The sequence below is a fragment of the Methylomonas aurea genome (genome assembly GCF_024505045.1).
GTDB lineage: Bacteria > Pseudomonadota > Gammaproteobacteria > Methylococcales > Methylomonadaceae > Methylomonas > Methylomonas aurea.
The window spans coordinates 271,850-293,115 of record NZ_JANIBM010000002.1 but is presented as its reverse complement, the minus strand read 5'-3'; the positions used below and the strand labels follow the sequence as shown (position 1 = coordinate 293,115).

Sequence of the window (21,266 nt, the reverse complement as noted above, 5' to 3'; positions counted from 1 at the left end):
TTTAAATGACGGCTTTAGGATAGGAACCCAGTACTTTCAGCATCTTGACGTTTTGTTCCAATGTTTTTAGCGCCTTGGCCACATCTTCGTCTTCGCGATGGCCTTCGATGTCGATAAAAAACACGTATTCCCACAAGCCTTGCCGCGACGGTCGCGACTCGATGTGGGTCATGCTGATGCCGTACTGGGCGAACGGCTGCAGAATACGGTGCAAGGCGCCTGGCTGGTTGCCGGTGGAAACCAGAATGGAAGTCTTGTCCAGACCAGTCGAAACCGGTTGCAAGCGGCCGATTACAATGAAACGGGTGGTGTTGTTGGCTTCGTCCTCGATATGCTTTTCGATGACGTTCAAATCGTACAATTCGGCGGCGGTTAGACCGGCAATCGCCGCTTTACTGTGGTCCAGCGAAGCCAAGCGGGCGGCCTCGGCGTTGCTGCTCACCGCAGTACAGGGCACGCCGGGCAGATTCGCGGTCAGCCATTGCCGGCACTGGGCCAACGATTGCTGATGCGAGAACACTTCGCTAATGCCGACCAAGCTATCCATCTTGCCCAGCAGATTTTGGTGTACCCGAATCTCGACTTCGCCGCAAATCTGTAGCGGGCTATCCATGAAGCGGTCGAGAGTGTGGGCAATCACGCCTTCGGTGGAATTTTCCACCGGCACCACGCCAAACTGGCAATGGCCGGTCTCGACCGCCTGAAAGATTTCGTGAATGGTCGGTACCGGAATATCTTTGACCGCGTGACCGAAATGCTTGAACGTCGCCTGTTGGGAAAAGGTGCCGGCAGGGCCTAGAAACGCCACTTCCAGCGGTTTTTCCAAAGCCAGGCAAGCCGACATCAGCTCGCGAAACAAATGCGCGGCGGCGGCGTCGCCTAATGGTCCGGGATTGAGTTCCTTGATCCGCCGCAATACCTGCGCTTCCCGATCCGGACGGTAAAAACTGCCGGTCTCGCCTTCAGCCTGCTTGGTACGCGCGACTTCAATCGCGCATTCCGCGCGCCGGTTCACCAGTTCCAGAATCTGTTGGTCTATCGCGTCGATACGATCGCGCAGTTCGGACAAGGGAATGATCGGTGTCATAAAGCCTTAGTGGGTACGCTCGAATTCGGCCATGAAGGCTATCAACGCATCGACGCCGGCTTCCGGCATCGCATTGTAAATGCTGGCGCGCATGCCGCCGACCGACCGGTGGCCGGCCAAAGTGCTCAAACCGTTGCGCTCGGCAAGTGCCAAAAACTCTTTGTCCAGCGCCGGGTCGCTCAACACGAACGGCACATTCATCCGCGAACGGTAGGCCTTGTCCACCGGGTTTCGATATAAGCTGGAATTGTCGATCGCATCATACAGTTTCCCGGCTTTGCGGATGTTGCGTTGCTCGATCGCGCCGACGCCGCCCTCGCCTTTCAGCCATTGCAGAGTCAAGCCCAACAAGTACCAGTTGTAGGTGGCGGGCGTGTTCAGCATCGAATCGGCTTTGGCCTGTTGCGCGTAGCTGAATACCGCCGGCGTATTTTTCGTTTCCAGCCCGACCAGGTCGTCGCGAACGATAACGACGGTTACGCCGGACGGCCCCATGTTTTTCTGAGTGCCGGCGTAAATGATGCCATAACGGCTAACGTCTACCGGCCGCGACAAAATATTCGACGACATGTCGCAAACCAGCGGCAGCTCACCTACCTGGGGCACATCGTTGAATTCGACGCCGTGTATGGTTTCGTTCGAGGTGTAATGCAAATAGGCGGCGCCGGAATCGATCTGCCAATCGGCGTAAGCCGGAATCGTGGTAAAGGAGGCCGCTTCGGCGCTGGCGGCGATTTGCACTTCGCAATACTTGCCGGCTTCCTTGATCGCAGCAGTAGACCAAGCGCCGGTATTGACGTAACAGGCCTTGGTTTTTCCGTTCAGTATGTTTTGCGGAATCATCGCAAACTGGGCGGTGGCGCCGCCTTGCAGAAACAACACCTGGTAACCGGCAGGAACCGCGAGCAATTCGATCAGGTCGGCCTTCATTTGCTCAGCAATCGCCATGAAATGTTTGCCGCGATGGCTCATCTCCATCACCGACATGCCGCTACCCTGCCAATCCAGCATTTCCCGCTGGGCTTGCAACAGCACCGCTTCCGGCAACATCGACGGGCCGGCGCTAAAGTTGTAAATTCTTGCCATTATTCTTCCTCTCCCGCAGCGGACGGGGTGCCGTCCTCCAATTCCTGGTCGCCGATTTCGTCGCCGTCTTCGTCGCCCAAACCCTCTATGCGATCTACTCCTACCACTTTCTCACCCTTGTCCAGTCGAATCACGGTCACACCCTGGGTATTCCTGCCAACGACCGAAATCTCTTTGACCCGGGTCCGCACCAGCGTACCGCCGTCGGTGATCAGCATGATTTCGTCGCTATCGTTGACCAAGACCGCACCCACTACTGCGCCGTTACGTTCCGAGGTTTGAATTGCGATCAAGCCCTGGCCGCCGCGCCGATGTTGAGTGAATTCTTCTAGGCGGGTGCGCTTGCCGTAGCCGTTTTCGGTGATGTTCAGGACCGTACCTTCGCTGGCGACGATCAACGAAATGACTTTTTGGCCGTCCTGCAACCGAATGCCGCGCACGCCGGCCGCGGTTCTACCCATAGAGCGCACGTCGGTTTCGTTGAAACAAACCGCCTTGCCGTCGCTGCTGAATAACAGCACGTTCTGCTGGCCGTCGGTAATCGCGACGCCGACTAAAGTATCGTTTTCGCTCAAGTCGATCGCAATCTTGCCGTTGCTGCGTTGGCGTTCGAATTCGGGTAACGGCGTCTTCTTGACGGTACCGGACGAAGTAGCCATGAAAATGTATTTATCGGCACTGTATTCGCGCACAGGCAACATCGCGTTGATTTTTTCGCCTTCTTCCAATGGCAATAGATTGACGAAGGGTTTGCCGCGCGAGGCCCGGCTGGCGACCGGCAAGTTGAATACCCGCAGCCAGTAGACTTTACCGGCCGACGAGAAACACAGAATCGTGTCGTGGGTATTAGCGATGATCAATTTCTCGACGAAGTCGTTTTCCTTGGTCGCGGTCGCCGATTTGCCGCGGCCGCCGCGGCGCTGAGCCTTGTAATCGTTGAGCGGTTGGGTCTTGACGTAGCCTTCGTGCGACATCGTCACCACCATATCTTCTTCGGTGATCAGATCCTCTGCCGACAGGTCGGAGTAATCCTGCACGATTTCGGTGCGACGTTGGTCGGCATACTGGTTACGGATCTCTTCCAATTCCTCGCGGATCACTTCCATCAAGCGCACGTCGCTGCCGAGGATATGCAGATACTCGTCGATCAGTGCCAGCAATTCCCGGTACTCATTGACGATTTTTTCCTGTTCCAATCCGGTCAAGCGGTGCAGGCGCAAATCCAGAATCGCTTGGGCTTGGTTCTCAGACAAGCGGTAAACGCCGTCCGCCAAACCGAATTCGGCGCCTAAATCCTCAGGACGAGAACGGTCGGCATCGGCCCGGTCCAGCAACGAGGCTACCAGCCCGGCATTCCAGGTCCTGGCTAACAAGCCGGCTTTGGCTTCCTGCGGATTCGGCGAGGTTTTGATCAGTTCGATCATCTCGTCGATGTTGGCCAGAGCTACCGCCAAGCCTTCCAAGATATGCGCCCGTTCGCGCGCCTTGCGCAGGTTGTAAATGGTTCTGCGGGTAACAATCTCGCGCCGGTGGTCGATGAAGGCCAGCAAAATGTCCTTCAAGTTCATGCAATGCGGCCGACCGTCGTACAACGCCACCATATTGATGCCGAACACAGTTTGCAGTTGGGTCTGTTTGTACAGGTTGTTCAGGACTACATCCGGCACTTCGCCGCGGCGCAATTCGATGACCATGCGCATGCCGTCCTTATCGGACTCGTCGCGCAGTCCCGAGATGCCTTCCAACTTGCCTTCCTTGACCAACTCGGCGATTTTTTCCAACAGCCGCGCTTTGTTGACTTGGTAAGGCAATTCGGTGGCGATGATGGCCTGACGACCGCTGTCGCCAATATCTTCGAAATGGCAGCGCGCGCGCAGATAGATCCGGCCGCGACCGGTGGCATAGGCCTCGTAAATACCGGATGCGCCGTTAATGATGCCGGCAGTCGGAAAATCCGGACCGGGCACGATTTGCATTAATTCGGAAATCGATAAATCGGAATTTTCGATTAAGGCTAGACAGGCGCTGACGATTTCACCCAGGTTATGCGGCGGAATATTAGTGGCCATACCGACCGCAATGCCGGCGGAGCCGTTGACCAGCAGGTTCGGCACCCGGGTCGGCAGCACTCTGGGTTCGGATTCGGATTCGTCGTAGTTGGGGACGAAATCGACGGTTTCCTTGTCCAGATCGGCCAGAAGTTCATGGGCGATTTTGGCCATACGGACTTCGGTGTAGCGCATCGCCGCCGGCGAATCGCCGTCGACTGAACCGAAGTTGCCCTGACCGTCGATCAGCATGTAGCGTAACGAGAACGGCTGCGCCATCCGGACGATGGTATCGTAAACCGCAGTATCGCCGTGCGGGTGGTATTTACCGATCACGTCACCGACCACGCGGGCCGATTTTTTGTAGGGTTTATTCCAATCGTTACCGAGTTCGCTCATCGCGTACAACACGCGGCGATGAACCGGTTTCAGACCGTCCCGCACGTCGGGAAGCGCTCTACCGACAATCACGCTCATGGCGTAATCGAGGTAGGATTGTTTCATCTCGTCTTCGAGATTGACAGGGATAATTTCTTTAGCGAAGTCTGACATGGATCCGTGATTCTGGTGCAGTCGACGGTTTACCCGTTGACAGGTCAGCCCGATGCATCAATTCCATTTACTCGGTGCTGGCCGGATTATAAAGCGGCGGATTATAGCAAACGCCGCCCTTTACCGTCAGGCAAAAATCTCGGCCAAAAAGTTTTGCATAGCCTGCCAGGAGCGATGATCGGCCAACGGTTGGTAAACCGTGCCGAAGCCTGGATTGTTGGCAACCGGATTGGTAAACGCGTGCATCGTGTTGCCGTAACTATGGACTTGCCAATCGGCACCGGCTCGGGTCAATTCGGCTTGCAATGCCTGCACCTGAGCCGGCGGCGCCATCGGATCGTCGTGACCGTGCAACACCAATACTTTGGCTTTGATCTGCGGATTCGAAATATTGCCCGGCGGCACCAGCAAGCCGTGAAACGACACCACGCCACGAAGATCGGCTCCGGAACGGGCCAAATCCAGCGCGCATAATCCGCCGAAACAAAAGCCGATCGCAGCGATTTTGCCATTATCGGCCCAAGGCAGCAATTTCGCGGCGGCTAATGCGGCATGTAAGCGTTGCTGCAATTGCGCCCGGTCGGCCATAAAAGGTTGCATCAGGCCGGCATTTTCTTCCGGAGTCTTACCAAGAACGCCACGACCGTATGTGTCGGCAGCAAAACCCAAATAACCCAATTCGGCCAAACACTTTGCCTTTTCGGCGACAAAACCGTCACGACCGCCCCAAGCATGGTGAATCAAAACCAGCGGGCGCGGACCGTCAATCGCATCGTCATACGCGAATAAGCCCTCCAGAGCCACGTCGCCGTCCAAATAACCGACCGTGTTCGAAACTATTGCCATACTAATCAACGCCTTCCAAATTCCGAGTTACAAATCGCCTCTGGTTTGCAATGCCTGCAAAAAACCTTCCGAGGCCTGTTCGACCAGATCCAAGACCCGCTCGAAGCCGTAGCTGCCGCCGTAGTAAGGGTCCGGAACTTCGCGCTGGTTCAAATGAGGAGCGTACTCAAGAAAGCGCCGGATCTTATGCGCATGATCTTCCGGGCATACTTCGCTCAATATTGCATGGTTATCGTCATCCATCGCCAAAATATGGTCGAAATTCTCGAAGTCCTCGGCCACCACTTTGCGCGCCCGAATATGTTTCAGCTCGATACCACGTTCCCTGGCAGCCTTTTGGGCGCGCAGGTCCGGCGCATCGCCGACATGGTACGCATGGGTGCCGGCCGAATCGATATGAAAGCGCTCCGCCAGGTTCCTTTCCGCCACCATATTGGAAAAAACCCCTTCAGCTGTCGGAGATCTGCAAATATTGCCCATGCAAACAAACAAAACCTTGATTTTCCGCATAAGTTATAAAGTTTTCCGAGTCGTAGACGCTAAATTGTAAGCTATACTCACCGCTTCTGTCTTGTAGGCCAAGCCACCATATACAAGCTAACTTAATAAAAAATACAACATGTTTTAGGAGCTTTAGGATGTTAATGATGAACTGGCATTCTGTGGGGGTAAAAGTGGTATCGATCACGATGTCCGTACTCACACTCGTCGGCGTGGCAATATTGATCGTGTATTCGAGTGCCGAAAAACAAAAACTGATCGATCGAGAGATAGCCTCTTCCCGCCAGCTATTGATGCTATCCGAATCCATTCGCGACAACGTCGTCAAAAAATGGGAAACCGGCGTCTACTCGCCGGAACTGTTGATGAGTCTGATCGAACAGCACGGCCAAGCCAAAGCCCGGGAATTGGTGGTTGCGACCGTACCTACCGCAAACGCTTGGGACGTGGTCGAATCTGAAGCCAAAGACCACGGCTTCCGTTTCAAAGCGCCGAGCCTGAATCCGCGCAATCCACGCAATACCGCTGACGAGATCGAACGCAAAGCCCTGGATTATTTCAGAACCAACCCGAGCGCCAGCGATTACAGCTATATCGATGAAGAGAAAGAAGAAATTCGCTATCTGCGCCCGGTAAAAATGGTTAAACAATGCGAGTTGTGCCACGGCGACCCGAAAACATCGCAAGCGTTATGGAGAAACGACAAAGGCGTCGATTTACTCGGTTATCCGATGGAAAACCGTCGCGCCGGCGAATTACACGGCGCATTCGAAATAATCACGCCGTTCAGCATCGCGTTGAACGAGTTGAAACAGCACGTCTATTACGCCATCGGCTTTTTGTTCATCACTTTGGTCATCATCGGCTCCACCGGTTATTTCATGATGAATAAAATCATCATTGCGCCGTTGACGGCACTGGCTCTGAAACTGCAAGACATCGGTAGCGGGGACGGCGATTTACGTGCCCGCTTGGACGCCAGCGGTAAGTCCGAATTCGCCTGGATCGCCTCCAGCTTCAACTCCTTCGTCCGTAAGATAGCCAAAACTATCGACCAAATCAGCGTGACCAGCGAAAAACTCGCCAGCGCTTCGCACAAATTCGCCAATATCACCCAATCCACCCAATCCGGCGTCAAGCGCCAATTGCACGAAACCACGCTGGTAGCCAACGCGATGAAACAAATGACGGCCACGGTTCAGGAAGTTGCCCGCAACGCTGTACGCGCTTCCGAGGCCGCGGAAATCGCCGACAAAGAGGCATCTTCCGGGAAAAACATCGTCAAAAACGCCGTAAACGGCATCAACAATTTGGCGTCGGAAGTGGAAAACGCCGCTAACGTGATTCACGAACTGGAAAACGACAGCAATAGCATCGGCGAGGTATTGGGCGTGATTCAAGGTATCGCCGAACAAACCAATCTGTTGGCGCTGAATGCCGCGATCGAAGCGGCCCGAGCCGGGGAACAAGGCCGCGGTTTCGCAGTGGTCGCCGACGAAGTCAGGACCCTGGCGAGCCGTACCCAAAACTCCACACTGGAAATCCAAAAAACCATAGAACGCTTGCAAGACCGAGCCAAACAAGCGGTGGCCGTAATGGAAAACGGCAGAAGCCGCGCCACCTCCAGTGTCGAACAAGCCGCGTCGGCCGGCGGCTCGATTACCTCAATCAGCGAACGCATCGACACGATCAACGACATGAACAACCAGATCGCCAGCGCCGCCGAGGAACAGACCGCAGTCGCGGAAGAGATCAACCGCAACATCAGCAATATCAGCCGGGTTTCCGAGGAAACCTCGATCGGCGCGAAAAATACTGCCGAAGCCTGTCACGAATTGCTGGCCCTGGCCGACCAATTGCGTTCCATGGTGGGCAACTTCAAAACCTAGCCCCGGCCTGGTTTCCCTACGCCGGGTTCGCCTCAAACCCGGCTTACGGAACCCGAAAAATCCGGCAACTGCGGGCTATACTTTAGAGTGCACATTCCATTAAAGCACTCTAAGGATTTAGGACATGCCCACTTCGATAAACCAGTTGTTCGATCAACTTCACAAGATACCTCAGGTTCCCGAGGTCGTCAGATCCATCATCAACCAACTCAACGATCCGCATGCGGATATGCTCAACATCGCCAAGGATGTCGAGAAAGAACAGGTCATCGCTCTGAGAATTCTGCGCTTGGTCAATTCGGCGCACTTCGGTTTGTCGCGAAAAATCGGCTCGATCAGCGAAGCCGTGGCAATGCTGGGACTCAACCAACTGAAAACCTTGGTCATTGCATCCGGAATCGTCGGCGCCACGCCCGAGATAAAAAATTTCGACATAAAACGCAGTTGGCAAAACAGCTTTCGTACCGCCGCCTATAGCAAATGGCTGGCGGAGCAAGCCGGAGTAGCCGGCGATATCGCTTATACCGCAGGCCTGCTCGCCAATTTGGGCAACGTTTTGATACATATCGGTTGTCCGAGCGAAGCCAACGAAATCGATCAACACGTCAAAGCCGGCGCTTCCCGCCCGGACATCGAGAAAAATCGCCTGGGTTTTACCAGCCAGCAGGTTTGCGCCGAACTCTGCCGGCGCTGGCGATTCGCCGATATTTTGATCGAGACGCTTGAACAATCCGGCGAACCCTGGCTGGCGGAACCGCCGAACAAATTGAGCGGTGCGGTATATCTGGCTGGCTGGATCAGCGGCCTGCAAGATCGAGGCATGGTCCATGAAGAGATACTTTCCGGCCTGCCTGCCAACGTCACTGCCCTACTGGGATTAGACCCCGGTCTACTCGCCGACAAAATGCCCGCCGTTATGGCGCAAAAATCGGAACTCGACGGACTGCTGGATTGAAATGCTCCGGGCTCGGCTGAGGCCTTAGCGCAGAGTCAAGCCCAGATTGACGGCAATATGCGCCAATTCCGTCGTGGTATCGACCTGCAATTTTTTCTTGATTTGCGTGGCGTAGTTCGCAACGGTTTTATGGCCGAGACAGAGTTGGTCGGCAATTTTATGCACCGTCATGCCCTGAGCTAACAAACTGAAAACATCGAACTCCCGCGGCGAAAAACCGGCAATTGCCGTCTGGTGATCCGTACGCGGGGAATCGTTCAGATGCTGGCTTTTGATTAAACCCTGTTCGACGTAACAGCCCCCTTCCATAATCACGGCAATCGCCTCCGCGAGGATGCCGGGTGCACTGTTTTTAGTAATGTAGCCTTGCGCACCGGCATTCAGCGCCCGGCCAACGTAGACCTGTTCGTGGTGAACGCTGAATACCAGAATTTTTGCAGTTGGATCGCGCTGGCAAATTCGGCGGATGGTTTCCAGGCCGCCAATGCCCGGCATCGACAAATCCATTACCAACATATCGGGTTTCAGTTCCTGGTAAAGCTGAATCGCCTGCTCGCCGCGTTCGGCTTCGCCTATCACTTCGATCGCGTCGCCGGCGGCCAAAAGCATCTTGAATCCCGCTCGCACCACCAAATGGTCATCGACCAACAATATCTTGATTTTAGTATTCATCACAACGGAATCCTGGCATCTACGATCATACCGGCACCTGGACTGGATATGACCTTGAGTTCACCATCCAACGATTTGATACGCTCTTTTATCCCCAACAATCCGAACCCCCGCTTTACTGCCTGCAAGTCGCAGCCTTGACCGTCATCCTGAACTCGAAGATGCAAACAGGATGTCGGCGCTTCCGAACGCTCAAGATCGATGACGACCCGGTGGGCGCCGGCATGGCGAACCACATTGGTCAGGCATTCTTGAATCACTCTGAATATCTGAACCGTTAAATTTTTATCCAGACCGTCGACCTCGTCGCTACAACGGATGTTCAACTGTAAGTTAGCGTTCCGCTCGGACCAGTGATTCACCATTTCTTCCAATGTCGCTTTCAGTCCTAACTCGCTCAGCACCAAAGGATGCAGTTGCTGCATCATCGAGCGCACTACGGTCATCAAATGATCGCAAATTTCGCTGATCGATGCGCTGATCTTGCCGGTATCAGCTTTCTGGTGACTGGCGGTTACCGCCATTACTTTGATTGCCGTCAACGACTGGCCGAATTCGTCGTGCAGTTCCTGGGACAAGCGCCGGCGCTCTTCTTCCTGGATTGCCAACGAATGCTGGGTCAGCGCCCGGTTTTCCTGGCGGGCTTTTTCCAACTCGGTGGTCATATGATTGATCGCATTGGCGATATCGTCGAATTCCTGGGTGGAAAACGGCGGCAGCTTGTTACGGTATTGGCCCGTTTCTATGACGCGCAAGGCGTCGACTATGACTGCAATCGACTGCAGTGATTTGTTGAATACCAGATTAACGGCCAAAAAAGTCAACAAGGTCAGTAACGAAATCGACGCTAAAAACCCCACACTTTCGCCCCATACTTCTGTAATCTCGTCCAAAGGTTGGGCTTGAATGATGAGCTTCAACAGCTGGCCGTCTTCGGTTTTCAACTGGTGCTCGACTTGCGGATAATCGCTTTTCACGAGACCGATGAACCAGGCCGGCGGCATTTCCTCCGGATTGCTGGGCACGGTTTCGCCGGCAAAGTGGATCAATTGCCCGTCCGGTTTTTGCAATTGGATCGTCAAATGGCGGGTTTCGCGTAATGCACTGAAGCGCGATAAAGCATTGCTTTGTTGTAATACCGGTGTGTCGGCAATCCCCAAAGTGATCAGTTGTAGCGCCAAATGTATCGAAGCGTCGACTTCTTTTGCCACTGCCTGCCGAGCCTGCCATATCGCAATCGCCCCACCCAACAGTAAAATGCAGATCGACGACAACAACACGCGAAAGATAATCTGGTAGCGAAGACTCATTGCACCGTAACGCTCAAAACAGGATATTATCCGGCGTGGCTGGAGTTGCAGCCACAGGAAAATTTCACTTTCTAGATCGCATCTGGCAAGCGACCTATTCGCCATTCGCCGGTTCGCCAATAATCGGCAACCGGAGGCAAAATCGACATGAACATCCGCGCTTACCGCCCTGAAGATCAAGCGGCTGTCATAAGTTTATGGCAGGCATGCGGACTGCTGCGCCCGTGGAACGACCCGTACCTGGATATCGAACGCAAACTAACGGTGCAGCCGGAATTGTTTCTGGTGGGCATCGATGCCGAGGACAGCCTGATCGGCAGTGTAATGGCCGGGTACGATGGCCACCGCGGCTGGGTCAACTACCTTGCCGTTACGCCGGACAGGCGTCGTTCGTCATTGGGCAGGCAGTTGGTGCACGCCGCAGAAGCCGAACTGACAAAACGCGGCTGCCCCAAACTGAATCTGCAAGTTCGCTTCGGTAACGATGCCGCCCTGGCGTTTTACCAAAGCCTAGGTTATGTGCAAGACGATGTGGTCAGTCTGGGGAAAAGGCTCATTTCGGACTTCGATCCAAAATAAGCGCGCTTCCCGCGAAGCCTTAGCCTACCCAGGCTCTAGCATTTCTGAACATCCGCAGCCAGGCGCCGTCTTCCTGCCATTCCGCCGGATGCCAGGAGTTTTGCACCGTCCTGAAACAGCGTTCCGGATGCGGCATCATAATCGTGAAACGACCATCGACAGTGGTCAAGCCGGTAATGCCGTTTGGCGAACCGTTGGGATTGGCGGGAAAAACTTCGGTTTCCTGGCCGTAATTGTCTACATAACTGACCGCCACCTGCGCCTGCACCGGAATGGCCGAGCCGAATTCCGCCCGGCCCTCGCCATGGGCGACCACCACCGGCAGCAGCGAGCCCTCCATACCGGTAAAGAAAATAGACGGCGAGGCCTGTATTTTGACCATCGCCACCCGCGCCTCGAACTGCTCGGACAGGTTGCGTTTGAATGCCGGCCAGTGTTCGGCGCCTGGAATGATTTCCTTCAAGCCGGACATCATCTGACAACCGTTGCAAACGCCCAGACCGAAGGTATCCGGGCGGGCGAAAAAGGCGGCGAACTCGTCGCGGGCCTTGGCATTGAACAATATCGACTTGGCCCAGCCGCCGCCGGCGCCCAGCACGTCGCCGTAGGAAAAACCGCCACAGGCCACCAGGCCCTTGAATGCGCTCAAGCTGACCCGGCCGGCGATGATGTCGGTCATATGCACGTCGATGGCGTCGAAGCCGGCACGGTCGAAAGCCGCCGCCATTTCGACGTGGCCGTTGACGCCCTGCTCGCGCAGAATGGCGACTTTCGGCCTTACCAGCCCGGCAAAACCGGCGGCGATGTCGTCGTTCGGATCAAAAGTCGGCTGCGCCGTAAGACCGGGATCGTTATCGTCGGCGATGCGTTCGAATTGCTGTTTGGCGCAATCGGGATTGTCGCGCAAGGCCTGCATCCGGTAACTGACCTCCGACCAGGTTTGCTGCAATTCGGTGCGCGAGGCGCTATAGAGCTGCTGCCCTGCCTTGAAGATACGCAGTTGCTGGCCCTCCACTACGCGACCGATGACATAGCTGTCATCGTCCAGGCCGACCTGATCCAACAGCCGGGCGACTCGATTCAAGTCGCTGTTTTTGATCTGCAACACCGCTCCCAATTCCTCGTTGAACAGGGCCGAAAGCGTATCGCCGGGTAAATCTGACAAATCCAGATCGACGCCCTTACGGCCGGCGAACAGCATTTCCGCAACCGTTGCCAGCAAGCCGCCGTCGGCGCGGTCGTGGTAAGCCAGAATCAGACCTTGCCGGTTCAGGGCTTGGACAGTGTCGAAGAAACGTTTGAACAGGCCGGCATCGTCCAGGTCGGGCGCCTGGCTGCCGAGTTGGTTATAAACCTGAGCCAGTACCGAACCGCCGAGGCGGTTTTTGCCTAGTCCCAAGTCGATCAGCAACAAGACGCTGTCCTCATCGCGCAATTCCGGCGTCAATGTTTTACGCACATCGTGCACCGGCGCGAAGGCGGTGATGATCAACGACAGCGGCGAGGTCATCACCTTGTGCTTGTCGCCATCCTGCCACACCGTTTTCATCGACAACGAGTCCTTGCCGACCGGTATCGCGATGCCCAATTCCGGGCAGAGTTCCATACCAACCGCTTTGACGGTATCGAACAAGGCCGCGTCTTCGCCGGGGCTGCCGCAGGCCGCCATCCAGTTGGCGGACAGCTTGACGTCGTTCAACTTGCCGATGCGGGCGGCGGCCAAATTAGTCAAAGCCTCGCCGATAGCCATCCGCCCCGAGGCCGGCGCGTCGATCAACGCCAGCGGCGTGCGCTCGCCCATCGCCATCGCTTCGCCGGTGTAGGCGTAAAAGCCGGACGCGGTGACCGCGACGTCGGCCACCGGCACTTGCCAAGGGCCGACCATCTGATCACGGGCGACCAGACCGGTGACGGAACGGTCGCCGATGTGGATCAAGAAACTCTTGTCGGCGACGGCCGGAAACGCCAATACCCGCTTAATTGCTTCGGCCAGCTCGACTTGATCTAAAGCCAAATCCGGCAAGGCTTTGTGCAGTCGTTGCACGTCGCGGTGCATTTTCGGCGGCTTGCCGAACAACACCGACATCGGTAAATCGATGGGCGCCGAGTGGCCGAACCATTCGTCGCTCAGGGTCAAATGCTCTTCATCGGTGGCGTGGCCAATCACCGCGTACAGGCAGTGCTCGCGCTCGCAAAAGCTTTGGAACAATTCCAGCGACTCGGGCTTGATCGCCACCACGTAGCGCTCCTGGGCCTCGTTGCACCAGATTTGCATCGGCGACATGCTTTTGTCGGCGTTCTGCACCCTGCGCAGTTCGAAGCGGCCGCCTTTGCCGGCGTCGTGAATGATTTCCGGCACCGCGTTGGACAAGCCGCCGGCGCCGATGTCGTGGATCGACACGATCGGCGAGTTTTCGCCTAGCGAGTTGCAGTGGTTGATCACTTCCTGACAGCGGCGCTGCATTTCCGGATTTTCCCTTTGCACCGAAGCGAAATCGAGCTCCGCCGCGCTGGCGCCGGAAGTTTGCGACGAGGCCGCGCCGCCGCCCAGACCGATCAGCATGGCCGGCCCGCCCAAAATCACAATCAACGCCCCGGCCGGTATCGGCTGTTTTTCCACCAGCATTGGCCGGATGTTGCCCATGCCGCCGGCGATCATGATCGGCTTGTGGTAGCCGCGGTACTGGTTGGCCTCGCCGTTTTCCGCCGGTTGTTCGAAGCTGCGGAAATAGCCGGCCAGATTGGGCCGGCCGAATTCGTTGTTGAAGGCCGCGCCGCCGATCGGCCCTTCCAGCATGATGTCCAACGCCGAGGCGATACGTTCCGGCTTGCCGTTGTCGGCCTCCCAGGGTTGTTCGAAACCGGGAACTCTCAGATGCGACACGCTGAAACCGGTCAGGCCGGCCTTGGTCTGCGAGCCGCGACCGGTGGCGCCTTCGTCGCGAATCTCGCCGCCGGAGCCGGTCGCCGCGCCGGGGTGCGGCGAAATCGCGGTCGGATGATTGTGGGTTTCCACCTTCATCAAGATATGCGCGGCTTCCTCGACGTAGCCGTATCGGTGGCTATCGGCGTCGCGGATGAACACCTGTGCGGTCGGACCTTGCAGTACCGAGGCGTTGTCCTTGTAAGCCGACAGCACGCCGTCGGGATGCAGGCTGTGGGTGTTGCGGATCATCGCGAACAGCGATTTGGCCTGTTCCTCGCCGTCGATGGTCCAACTGGCGTTGAAGATTTTGTGGCGGCAATGCTCCGAGTTGGCCTGGGCGAACATCATCAATTCGACGTCGGTCGGGTTGCGGCCCAGTTGAGTAAAGTTGTCGGTCAGGTAGTCGATTTCGTCGCCGGACAAGGCCAGGCCCAGTTCACCGTTGGCTTGCTCTAGCGCGACGCGGCCGCGTTCGATGATGGCAACGGTCTGTAACGGTTTCGGTGCGTGGCTGACGAACAAATCCAGTTCGGACTGATCGAACACCACCTGCTGTGTCATCCGATCGTGCAGAACGGTTGCCAACCGTTGTTTAACCGCATCAGTCAGATCAGCTTCCGAAAAGAAACGGTATTCGATGCCACGCTCAATCCGCTTCACCGCAGTCAAGCCGCAACGTTCGGCGATTTCCGACGCCTTGCTCGACCATGGAGAAATGGTGCCCAGACGCGGCACCACCCACAGCGTTCCGGCCGAGTGCTGGCCGACGCCGGTAGTTGCCGCGTGGTGGTCGGCGGCGTCGCCGTAGCCGAGTAAGCGTGTCAGCATGGCCTGTTCCGCCGCACTCAGGTCGCCTTCGACCTGCACGAAATGTTGAAAGCGGGCATCGAAGCCGACGATGCCGGCGTCGATAGCCTGTAAATCGCCGAGCAATTTTTCGATACGGAAACGGGACAGTGCGGAGGTGCCGGGGAGGATCAACATAGTAAATTCGAAGGTCTGTAACGCAAAAGGGATGTGCTTGCCGTGTCGACTTGATCGTCGGCCACGAGCTTAACGCAGACGGTTATTTCTCCGCCGGCGCTTCCGTGGGTTCCGCCGACAAATCCTGTTTGATGCCGTCGGTGATTAATCTGAGCAAAGAGGTGGCAACGTCGTTGGACAGGGTGGTGCCTGCTTCGTCTTGGACGGTAACTTCCGCCGACTGGGCATCCAGCTCGCTGACGCTTATTCTGTATTCTAGTTCGCGGCTGGGGTCGTCGCCGAACAGGAAATTGATTTCGTCCAAAAACGATCCATCTTCGGGTTTCATCGCGTTCGGATCGTATTTAACGAAGAAATAGCGTTTGTCGACGTTGCGCTCGACCACCTCCAATTTTTGCCGACTCAAGGCCTTGCCGACCAACCACCAAGCTTGTTGCGCGGATTGATCGATTTGCAGACTGCTGACGCCAGGAGTACCGGCCGGGCGTTGATTCGGAGCCGGAGCCGCGGCTTCAGCAGAAGCTACCGCATTTGACGAACTACGGCTTTGGCTAACTTGATCCTCGGTTTTGGCAGGGGCCGGTTCCACATTTGCCGCGGCCGCCGCTTCGGCCGTAGTAGTCGGAGCCGACTTAGCCGCCGGTCGTGTTGCCAGTGTCTTTTGTTTCAGATCTTCGGGGATTACCAATTCCGGGATTTCGTTAGTAAATTGGTAATCTCGTTCTTTGTCCGGAAACCAGCTTTTAACGTAACTGCACGCGGGCAAACCGCAGGCCAAGGCGCCTGCCAACGCCAACCGCGGAAATTTCGCTGATTTCATGAGGGCAAAACGCCGGCTTGCCGCATTGCCGCCCGCACGTTATCGAAACACTCTTCGCTGAGCCAAGTCAGCGGCAGGCGGATTCCCTTGCCGATCAAGCCCATTTCCGCGACGGCCCATTTCACCGGAATCGGATTGGATTGGACGAACAAAGCGCTATGCAAACCGGCCAGGCGGGCGTCTATCGCTTCGGCTTCGGCGCGATCGCCGCGCAGCGCGGCAGCCAACATCTGATGCACAAGTCGCGGTGCCACGTTGCCGGTCACGGTGATACTGCCGTTGCCGCCCATCAAGCAAAATTCGCAACTGGTGGCATCGTCTCCGGTGTAAAGCGCAAACGATTCGTCCGTTAAATCTCGGATTTGCTTGACCCTTTCCAGTTTGCCGGTGGCCTCTTTTACGCCAACGATATTGTCGATCTTGGCTAGCCGACCTACTGTTTCCGGCAACAAATCGCAACCGGTGCGGCCGGGGACGTTGTACAGAATTTGCGGAATATCGACCGCCTCGGCGACAGCCTTGTAATGCAGGTACAAGCCTTCCTGAGTCGGCTTGTTGTAATAAGGCGTGACCAAAAGACAGGCGTCGGCACCCGCTTGTTTGGCGCGCTCGGTCAAATGGATCGCTTCGCGGGTGCAGTTGGCGCCGGTGCCGGCGATAACCGGTATCCGGCCCGCTACGCAATCGACGACGGATTTGATCACGGCGCAATGTTCGTCTTCGTCGAGAGTTGCCGATTCGCCGGTGGTGCCGACAGCCACCAGTGCGTCGCTGCCCTGTTCTATATGAAATTCCACCAGTTTTTTTAAGCTGGCTTCGTCCACCGCACCGTCTTCCATCATCGGGGTAATCAGCGCAACGATACTACCTTGAATCATGCAAATCTCTCGTTAAGATGAGTTAAAACCTATCCATTATACCAAGCCGGCCTCGAAAACTCAGCCTGTTAATACAGGCCGCTCGGCCAAGCGCAGCGGCCAGCGCCAGGCGGAAACCGACGCGGGCTAAATGCAACCGGCCTCAATGCTTGGAACCGAAATGCAACTTCGCCGCCCGCACGTACCAGCCGTAATACAGTAGGTAAGCCACCAGAAACACCAAGTAACCGGACCATAAGATATCCGAAACAAAGTGGCCACCCGAGGTCATTCGGGTAAAGCCCATGGTCCAGGCCAGCGTCAAGGTCAACCCGAAATAAAACAGTTTATGGCTTTGCGATAAAAAATAGAGCACAAAAAAGGTATAGCCGACCGAACAATGGCCGCAGACAAAGGATTTGTCTGGGGTATGGCCGAGTTGCAACGGCGGGGTATATTGGTGTTCACCGCCGAATTGGGTGACATGCACCGGTCGGGCGCGGCCCCAATGGTCTTTGACAATCAAATTGACCACCAAGCCCGGACCAATGGCAATCACCAGCAGGATGTATAGCGCTCGCAAACGAAAGCGCCGGGTATAGGCATGAAAATGGCCGATTATATAGACTGCCAGCGCAACGATACCTGACCAGACGGTAAACGGAAAAGCGTAATCGTAAAGAAATTGCCACACACCCCAATGCTGGTAAGGCCAGACGTCGCCGGCACAGTCGGGACGGTAAAACAAGGCGGCCAGGCGCAAGTCCAGATCACTAACCCAAAACGGCAGCGTAGTCAGGCTGGCCAGGATCAACCATATCGCCAACTCGCGTTTGGCGCGCCTAATTGTCCGATGCAACATAGCCTTCCTTGTTCGCTCTCCGCTTAATTGGGTCGGGCCAGTATTTCAGGTTTTCGCCCAGATACAAATAATATTTGGCTCCCTGCCGTTCGGGATTGGCGATTTCCGCCAAAAACCGAAAGCGTTCGAAAGCCGTCGTCAACGCGACCGGCAATGCGTCTGCAGTCTGCTCGGCAATAACAAAGCCATTCTTCCCGACGTATTCCAGCGGTCCCGGCCAGACTTCATATTGGCTACTCACCTCGCCGCTGGTTTCGTAACGGAAAGTGCGCGGATGGTCCGGCAAATAAAACGCTAGTTCGCTCGCAAGGTAACGGTGGCCTAGAGCTAGCAAAAACGTGTCATCAACATTCGGCACACTAATCAACCGCTCGAAATGGACATCGATCGCCAATTCTCGCCAGCTTTTGAAGCGTTTGGTCGGATCCAGCGCCGTGTTTTGCAGATTGAACGCCTGTAGCAGGATCGGTAAGGCATAGGTCGTAACGACCATCAAAAAGCCGAAAGCCAGCGCATATTTGAAACTGCGTCTCCAGTAACCGGCGACACGATCGCCGGCTAATAATATCAGACCGGTAAAGTAAAACGGCATCGGCCAATTGCCCTGAGCTTTCTGCAGGAAACTCAACAGCAACACTCCTAATAGCAAGGCCGGCCCCATCAGCAACAGAAAGCGCTGCTCGGCGCCAAGTTTGCCGAACTTGAATGCGGCCCGCAGGCTGCTGAGCAGCAGCAAAGCGAAACCCCCCGGAGATATCAACAGGATTTGATAAAGCAGAAAATCCCGCGCCCATTGCAGGTGCTTACCAATTGTGACTGGCTCATGATTGCCGAAATGGCTGCGGCTGTGGCCGAACATCACCCAATCGTGTTGCTGGTTCCACCACAGAATCGGCACCGCAGCGATTAAAATCGGCAACAAATACAGCGGAAATTCTTTTTTCAACAGATGGCGGCGCTGGCTATCGGTGACGAGAAAGATCAGCAACATCGCCGGCAAGGCCAGTGCCGCCTGCTTACTGAGCAAAGCCGCAGCGCTGGCGCATCCGGCCCATAACCAGGCCCGCGCTTGACCATCGAACAGTGCGCGGCGCAGATAGTAAATCGCGATGATCCAAAAGCAGTACAGCGGCGGATCGATCGTCATCAGAAAATTGGCCAGCACATTGATCGGCGTCGCCAAAATCAACAACAGCGCCAAGGCCCCGCCGCGAGCACCGTAGAAAGCACGTGCCGTCGTATAAAAAAACCAGAGAAATACCGTCCCCAACACCAGAGTCGGCATTCGCACGGCAACCGTGTAATCGCCCAGTAACCAAGTGGAGAGGCCGATCAGCCAGGCCACCATTGGCGGCTTGCTGTAGTAACACCAATCCGGCCGCCGCGACCACTCCCAATAGTAAGCTTCGTCGCCGATCAGATCCAGACCGTTTGTCAGTAAAAATCCTCCGCGCAACGCCATAGCCGCCAGCATCACGGCAACCGGATAGGTCTCGATCCAACCCAGAACTTTCTCCGCCAACGGCCGATTCACTCCAATTTCTCCAAGTAATGCAACAACAATTGCAGGCTGCGCTGGCCGCGAAACTCGTTGATGTCCAGCTTATACGCCGCATTGATTTTGCGGCAACCGAGCCATTTTTCCGGATGATCGGCGAAAAAGGCAATCGCATCCAGCAATTGCCCGCTGAACGGTAACCGCAGCACAAATTTCAGGTGTTGCTGGCCGACGATGCGGCATTGGATGACGTCGAACACGCCGTTGAATTCGGGCTCGGGAAACGCCTGGCCCCACACTGCGGCCTGGCGCAAGGTTTCGGCGAATTCCAACGTCAAATGGCGTTCGTCGAGCTCGCCGTCGGAATAAACTTTCTGCTGCAAGTCGACGTTTGCCAGCTTGCCCGCAACCGTTTCGGCAAAGGCCAACGCAAAATGCGGATAATCATGCAGTTTTATGGTCAAGCCGGCCGCCATCGCGTGGCCGCCGAATTTGGTCAAAATCTGCGGGTGCCGGGCGGCGATATCGCTGAGTACATCCCGCACATGTACGCCGGCAATCGACCGGGCCGAGCCTTTGATATCGCCGTTCTCCGCCGGAGCGAACGCGATGACCGGCCGGTGTACGCGGTCCTTGATCCGCGCCGCCAGAATACCGATCACACCCTGGTGCCAATTGGCGTCGAACAGGCAAACGCCGGCCGGAACATGCTGCTCGTCCAAAGCCTTCATTTCGGCCAATAACGCCATCGCTTCGGTTTTCATCTGGCCTTCCACTTCCTTGCGGTCCTGATTCAACGCATGCAATTGCTCGGCGATATCCCGCGCCAAGCCGGCGTCGTTGGTCAACAGGCACTGGATACCCAGGGTCATGTCGTCCATCCGCCCGGCTGCGTTGAGGCGCGGCGCGACGGCAAAACCCAAATCGCTGGCGTGTATGGCTGACAGCGTCTTGCCGGCCACTTCCACTAAGGCCTTGATACCGGGCTGGCATTGGCCGGAACGAATCCGCAAAAGGCCTTGGTGCACCAGTATCCGGTTGACCTGATCCAGCGCAACCACGTCGGCCACCGTACCCAAGGCTGCGTAATCCAATAACTGGGCCAAATTGGGTTCGGCGATTCGGCGCTTTTCGAACCAGTGGGTCTCGCGCAGGCGGATGCGCAACGCCATTAGAATATAAAACATAACGCCGACGCCGGCGATATTCCGGCTCGGAAACTTGTCGTCAGGCAGATTCGGATTGACGATGGCATCGGCCGCCGGCAGCTCCGCGCCGGGCAAATGGTGGTCGGTGATCAGTACCGTGAAACCGGCGGCTTTCGCGGCTTTGACGCCGTCGATGCTGGAAATGCCGTTATCGACGGTAAGTATGACTTCCGGATTCTGCCGTTTTACCAGCTCGACGATTTCCGGAGTCAAACCGTAACCGTACTCGAAGCGGTTGGGGACCACGAAATCGATATTTTCCGCCCCCAACAAGGCCAAGCCTTTCAGTGCCAATGCGCAACTGGTGGCGCCGTCGGCATCAAAGTCGGCTACCACAGTGATTTTACTTTGCCGCTCCAAGGCCGCAAGCAAGTGTTCGGCCATGGCTTTCATCCCTGACAACAACCACGGCGACGGCAAACGCGCCAAGCCGCGGTCGAGTTGTTCGGCATTTTGAATGCCGCGACTGTTGAAAATCCGTTGCAACACCGGGTCCATCTCACCGAAATGCGGATTTTTCACCAGCTCCGGACGGGGAACGATGACTTTTTTAACGCTTTGCAGATACATATCAGCCAATAAAAAA

Annotated in this window: 16 protein-coding genes; 3 read left to right on the top strand and 13 right to left on the bottom strand. The window is 56.1% G+C overall.

Annotated features, from left to right (window positions below; translation table 11 throughout):
* Position 1: 1 nt before the first annotated feature.
* The 5 genes from pheA to NP603_RS03080 all read right to left on the bottom strand — a co-directional run bounded on the left by pheA (position 2) and on the right by NP603_RS03080 (position 6,129).
* The gene (pheA, locus tag NP603_RS03100) at positions 2-1,087 is read right to left on the bottom strand and encodes a prephenate dehydratase (protein WP_256609463.1); all 1,086 of its coding nucleotides are present in this window, start codon (positions 1,085-1,087) and stop codon (positions 2-4) included.
* 6 nt (positions 1,088-1,093) lie between these two features.
* Positions 1,094-2,173 (bottom strand): 3-phosphoserine/phosphohydroxythreonine transaminase, encoded by a 1,080-nt coding sequence (gene serC, locus NP603_RS03095; RefSeq protein ID WP_256609462.1) that lies wholly within the window; start codon positions 2,171-2,173, stop codon positions 1,094-1,096.
* A complete protein-coding gene (gyrA, locus tag NP603_RS03090; protein WP_256609461.1) occupies positions 2,173-4,773 on the bottom strand; it encodes a DNA gyrase subunit A in 2,601 nt (866 codons plus the stop codon). Before gyrA ends, serC begins: the two co-directional genes overlap by 1 nt.
* 126 nt (positions 4,774-4,899) lie before the next feature.
* Positions 4,900-5,619, bottom strand: coding sequence for a dienelactone hydrolase family protein (locus NP603_RS03085; RefSeq protein ID WP_256609460.1), 720 nt, complete (start codon positions 5,617-5,619; stop codon positions 4,900-4,902).
* A 27-nt stretch (positions 5,620-5,646) separates the two neighbouring features.
* A complete protein-coding gene (locus NP603_RS03080; protein WP_256609459.1) occupies positions 5,647-6,129 on the bottom strand; it encodes a low molecular weight protein-tyrosine-phosphatase in 483 nt (160 codons plus the stop codon).
* A 137-nt stretch (positions 6,130-6,266) separates the two neighbouring features.
* On the opposite strand from NP603_RS03080, the gene NP603_RS03075 reads away from it, so the two are divergent.
* Together NP603_RS03075 and NP603_RS03070 are read left to right on the top strand one after the other, a co-directional pair.
* The gene (locus NP603_RS03075) at positions 6,267-8,009 is read left to right on the top strand and encodes a methyl-accepting chemotaxis protein (RefSeq protein WP_256609458.1); all 1,743 of its coding nucleotides are present in this window, start codon (positions 6,267-6,269) and stop codon (positions 8,007-8,009) included.
* 124 nt (positions 8,010-8,133) lie between these two features.
* Positions 8,134-8,964, top strand: a complete 831-nt coding sequence (locus NP603_RS03070; RefSeq protein WP_256609457.1) for an HDOD domain-containing protein — start codon at positions 8,134-8,136, stop codon at positions 8,962-8,964.
* A gap of 24 nt (positions 8,965-8,988) precedes the next feature.
* On the opposite strand, the gene NP603_RS03065 is transcribed toward NP603_RS03070, so the two are convergent.
* Positions 8,989-9,636 (bottom strand): response regulator transcription factor, encoded by a 648-nt coding sequence (locus NP603_RS03065; RefSeq protein WP_256609456.1) that lies wholly within the window; start codon positions 9,634-9,636, stop codon positions 8,989-8,991.
* Positions 9,636-10,946, bottom strand: coding sequence for a sensor histidine kinase (locus NP603_RS03060; RefSeq protein ID WP_256609455.1), 1,311 nt, complete (start codon positions 10,944-10,946; stop codon positions 9,636-9,638). The genes NP603_RS03065 and NP603_RS03060 overlap by 1 nt, the downstream gene beginning before the upstream one ends.
* A 147-nt stretch (positions 10,947-11,093) precedes the next feature.
* Between NP603_RS03060 and NP603_RS03055 the strand changes: the two genes are divergently transcribed.
* Positions 11,094-11,525, top strand: coding sequence for a GNAT family acetyltransferase (locus NP603_RS03055; RefSeq protein ID WP_256609454.1), 432 nt, complete (start codon positions 11,094-11,096; stop codon positions 11,523-11,525).
* Positions 11,526-11,544: 19 nt separating this feature from the next.
* Here the strand turns inward: NP603_RS03055 and purL are convergent, their stop codons facing one another.
* The 6 genes from purL to recJ form a co-directional block, all read right to left on the bottom strand.
* Positions 11,545-15,435: a phosphoribosylformylglycinamidine synthase gene (purL, locus tag NP603_RS03050; RefSeq protein ID WP_256609453.1), complete on the bottom strand. Its 3,891-nt coding sequence runs from the start codon at positions 15,433-15,435 to the stop codon at positions 11,545-11,547.
* An 82-nt stretch (positions 15,436-15,517) separates the two neighbouring features.
* Positions 15,518-16,255: an NlpB/DapX family lipoprotein gene (gene bamC, locus NP603_RS03045; RefSeq protein WP_256609452.1), complete on the bottom strand. Its 738-nt coding sequence runs from the start codon at positions 16,253-16,255 to the stop codon at positions 15,518-15,520.
* Positions 16,252-17,133 carry a 4-hydroxy-tetrahydrodipicolinate synthase gene (gene dapA / locus NP603_RS03040; RefSeq protein WP_256609451.1) on the bottom strand — a complete coding sequence of 294 codons (882 nt, stop codon included), beginning with the start codon at positions 17,131-17,133 and terminating at the stop codon, positions 16,252-16,254. Before dapA ends, bamC begins: the two co-directional genes overlap by 4 nt.
* Before the next feature lie 142 nt (positions 17,134-17,275).
* Positions 17,276-17,974, bottom strand: a complete 699-nt coding sequence (locus NP603_RS03035; RefSeq protein WP_256609450.1) for a phosphatase PAP2 family protein — start codon at positions 17,972-17,974, stop codon at positions 17,276-17,278.
* Positions 17,955-19,508, bottom strand: coding sequence for an ArnT family glycosyltransferase (locus NP603_RS03030; protein ID WP_256609449.1), 1,554 nt, complete (start codon positions 19,506-19,508; stop codon positions 17,955-17,957). The genes NP603_RS03035 and NP603_RS03030 overlap by 20 nt, the downstream gene beginning before the upstream one ends.
* Entirely contained in the window at positions 19,505-21,250 is a 1,746-nt protein-coding gene (gene recJ, locus NP603_RS03025) for a single-stranded-DNA-specific exonuclease RecJ (protein ID WP_256609497.1), read from the bottom strand. The genes NP603_RS03030 and recJ overlap by 4 nt, the downstream gene beginning before the upstream one ends.
* Between the last annotated feature and the right edge of the window lie 16 nt (positions 21,251-21,266).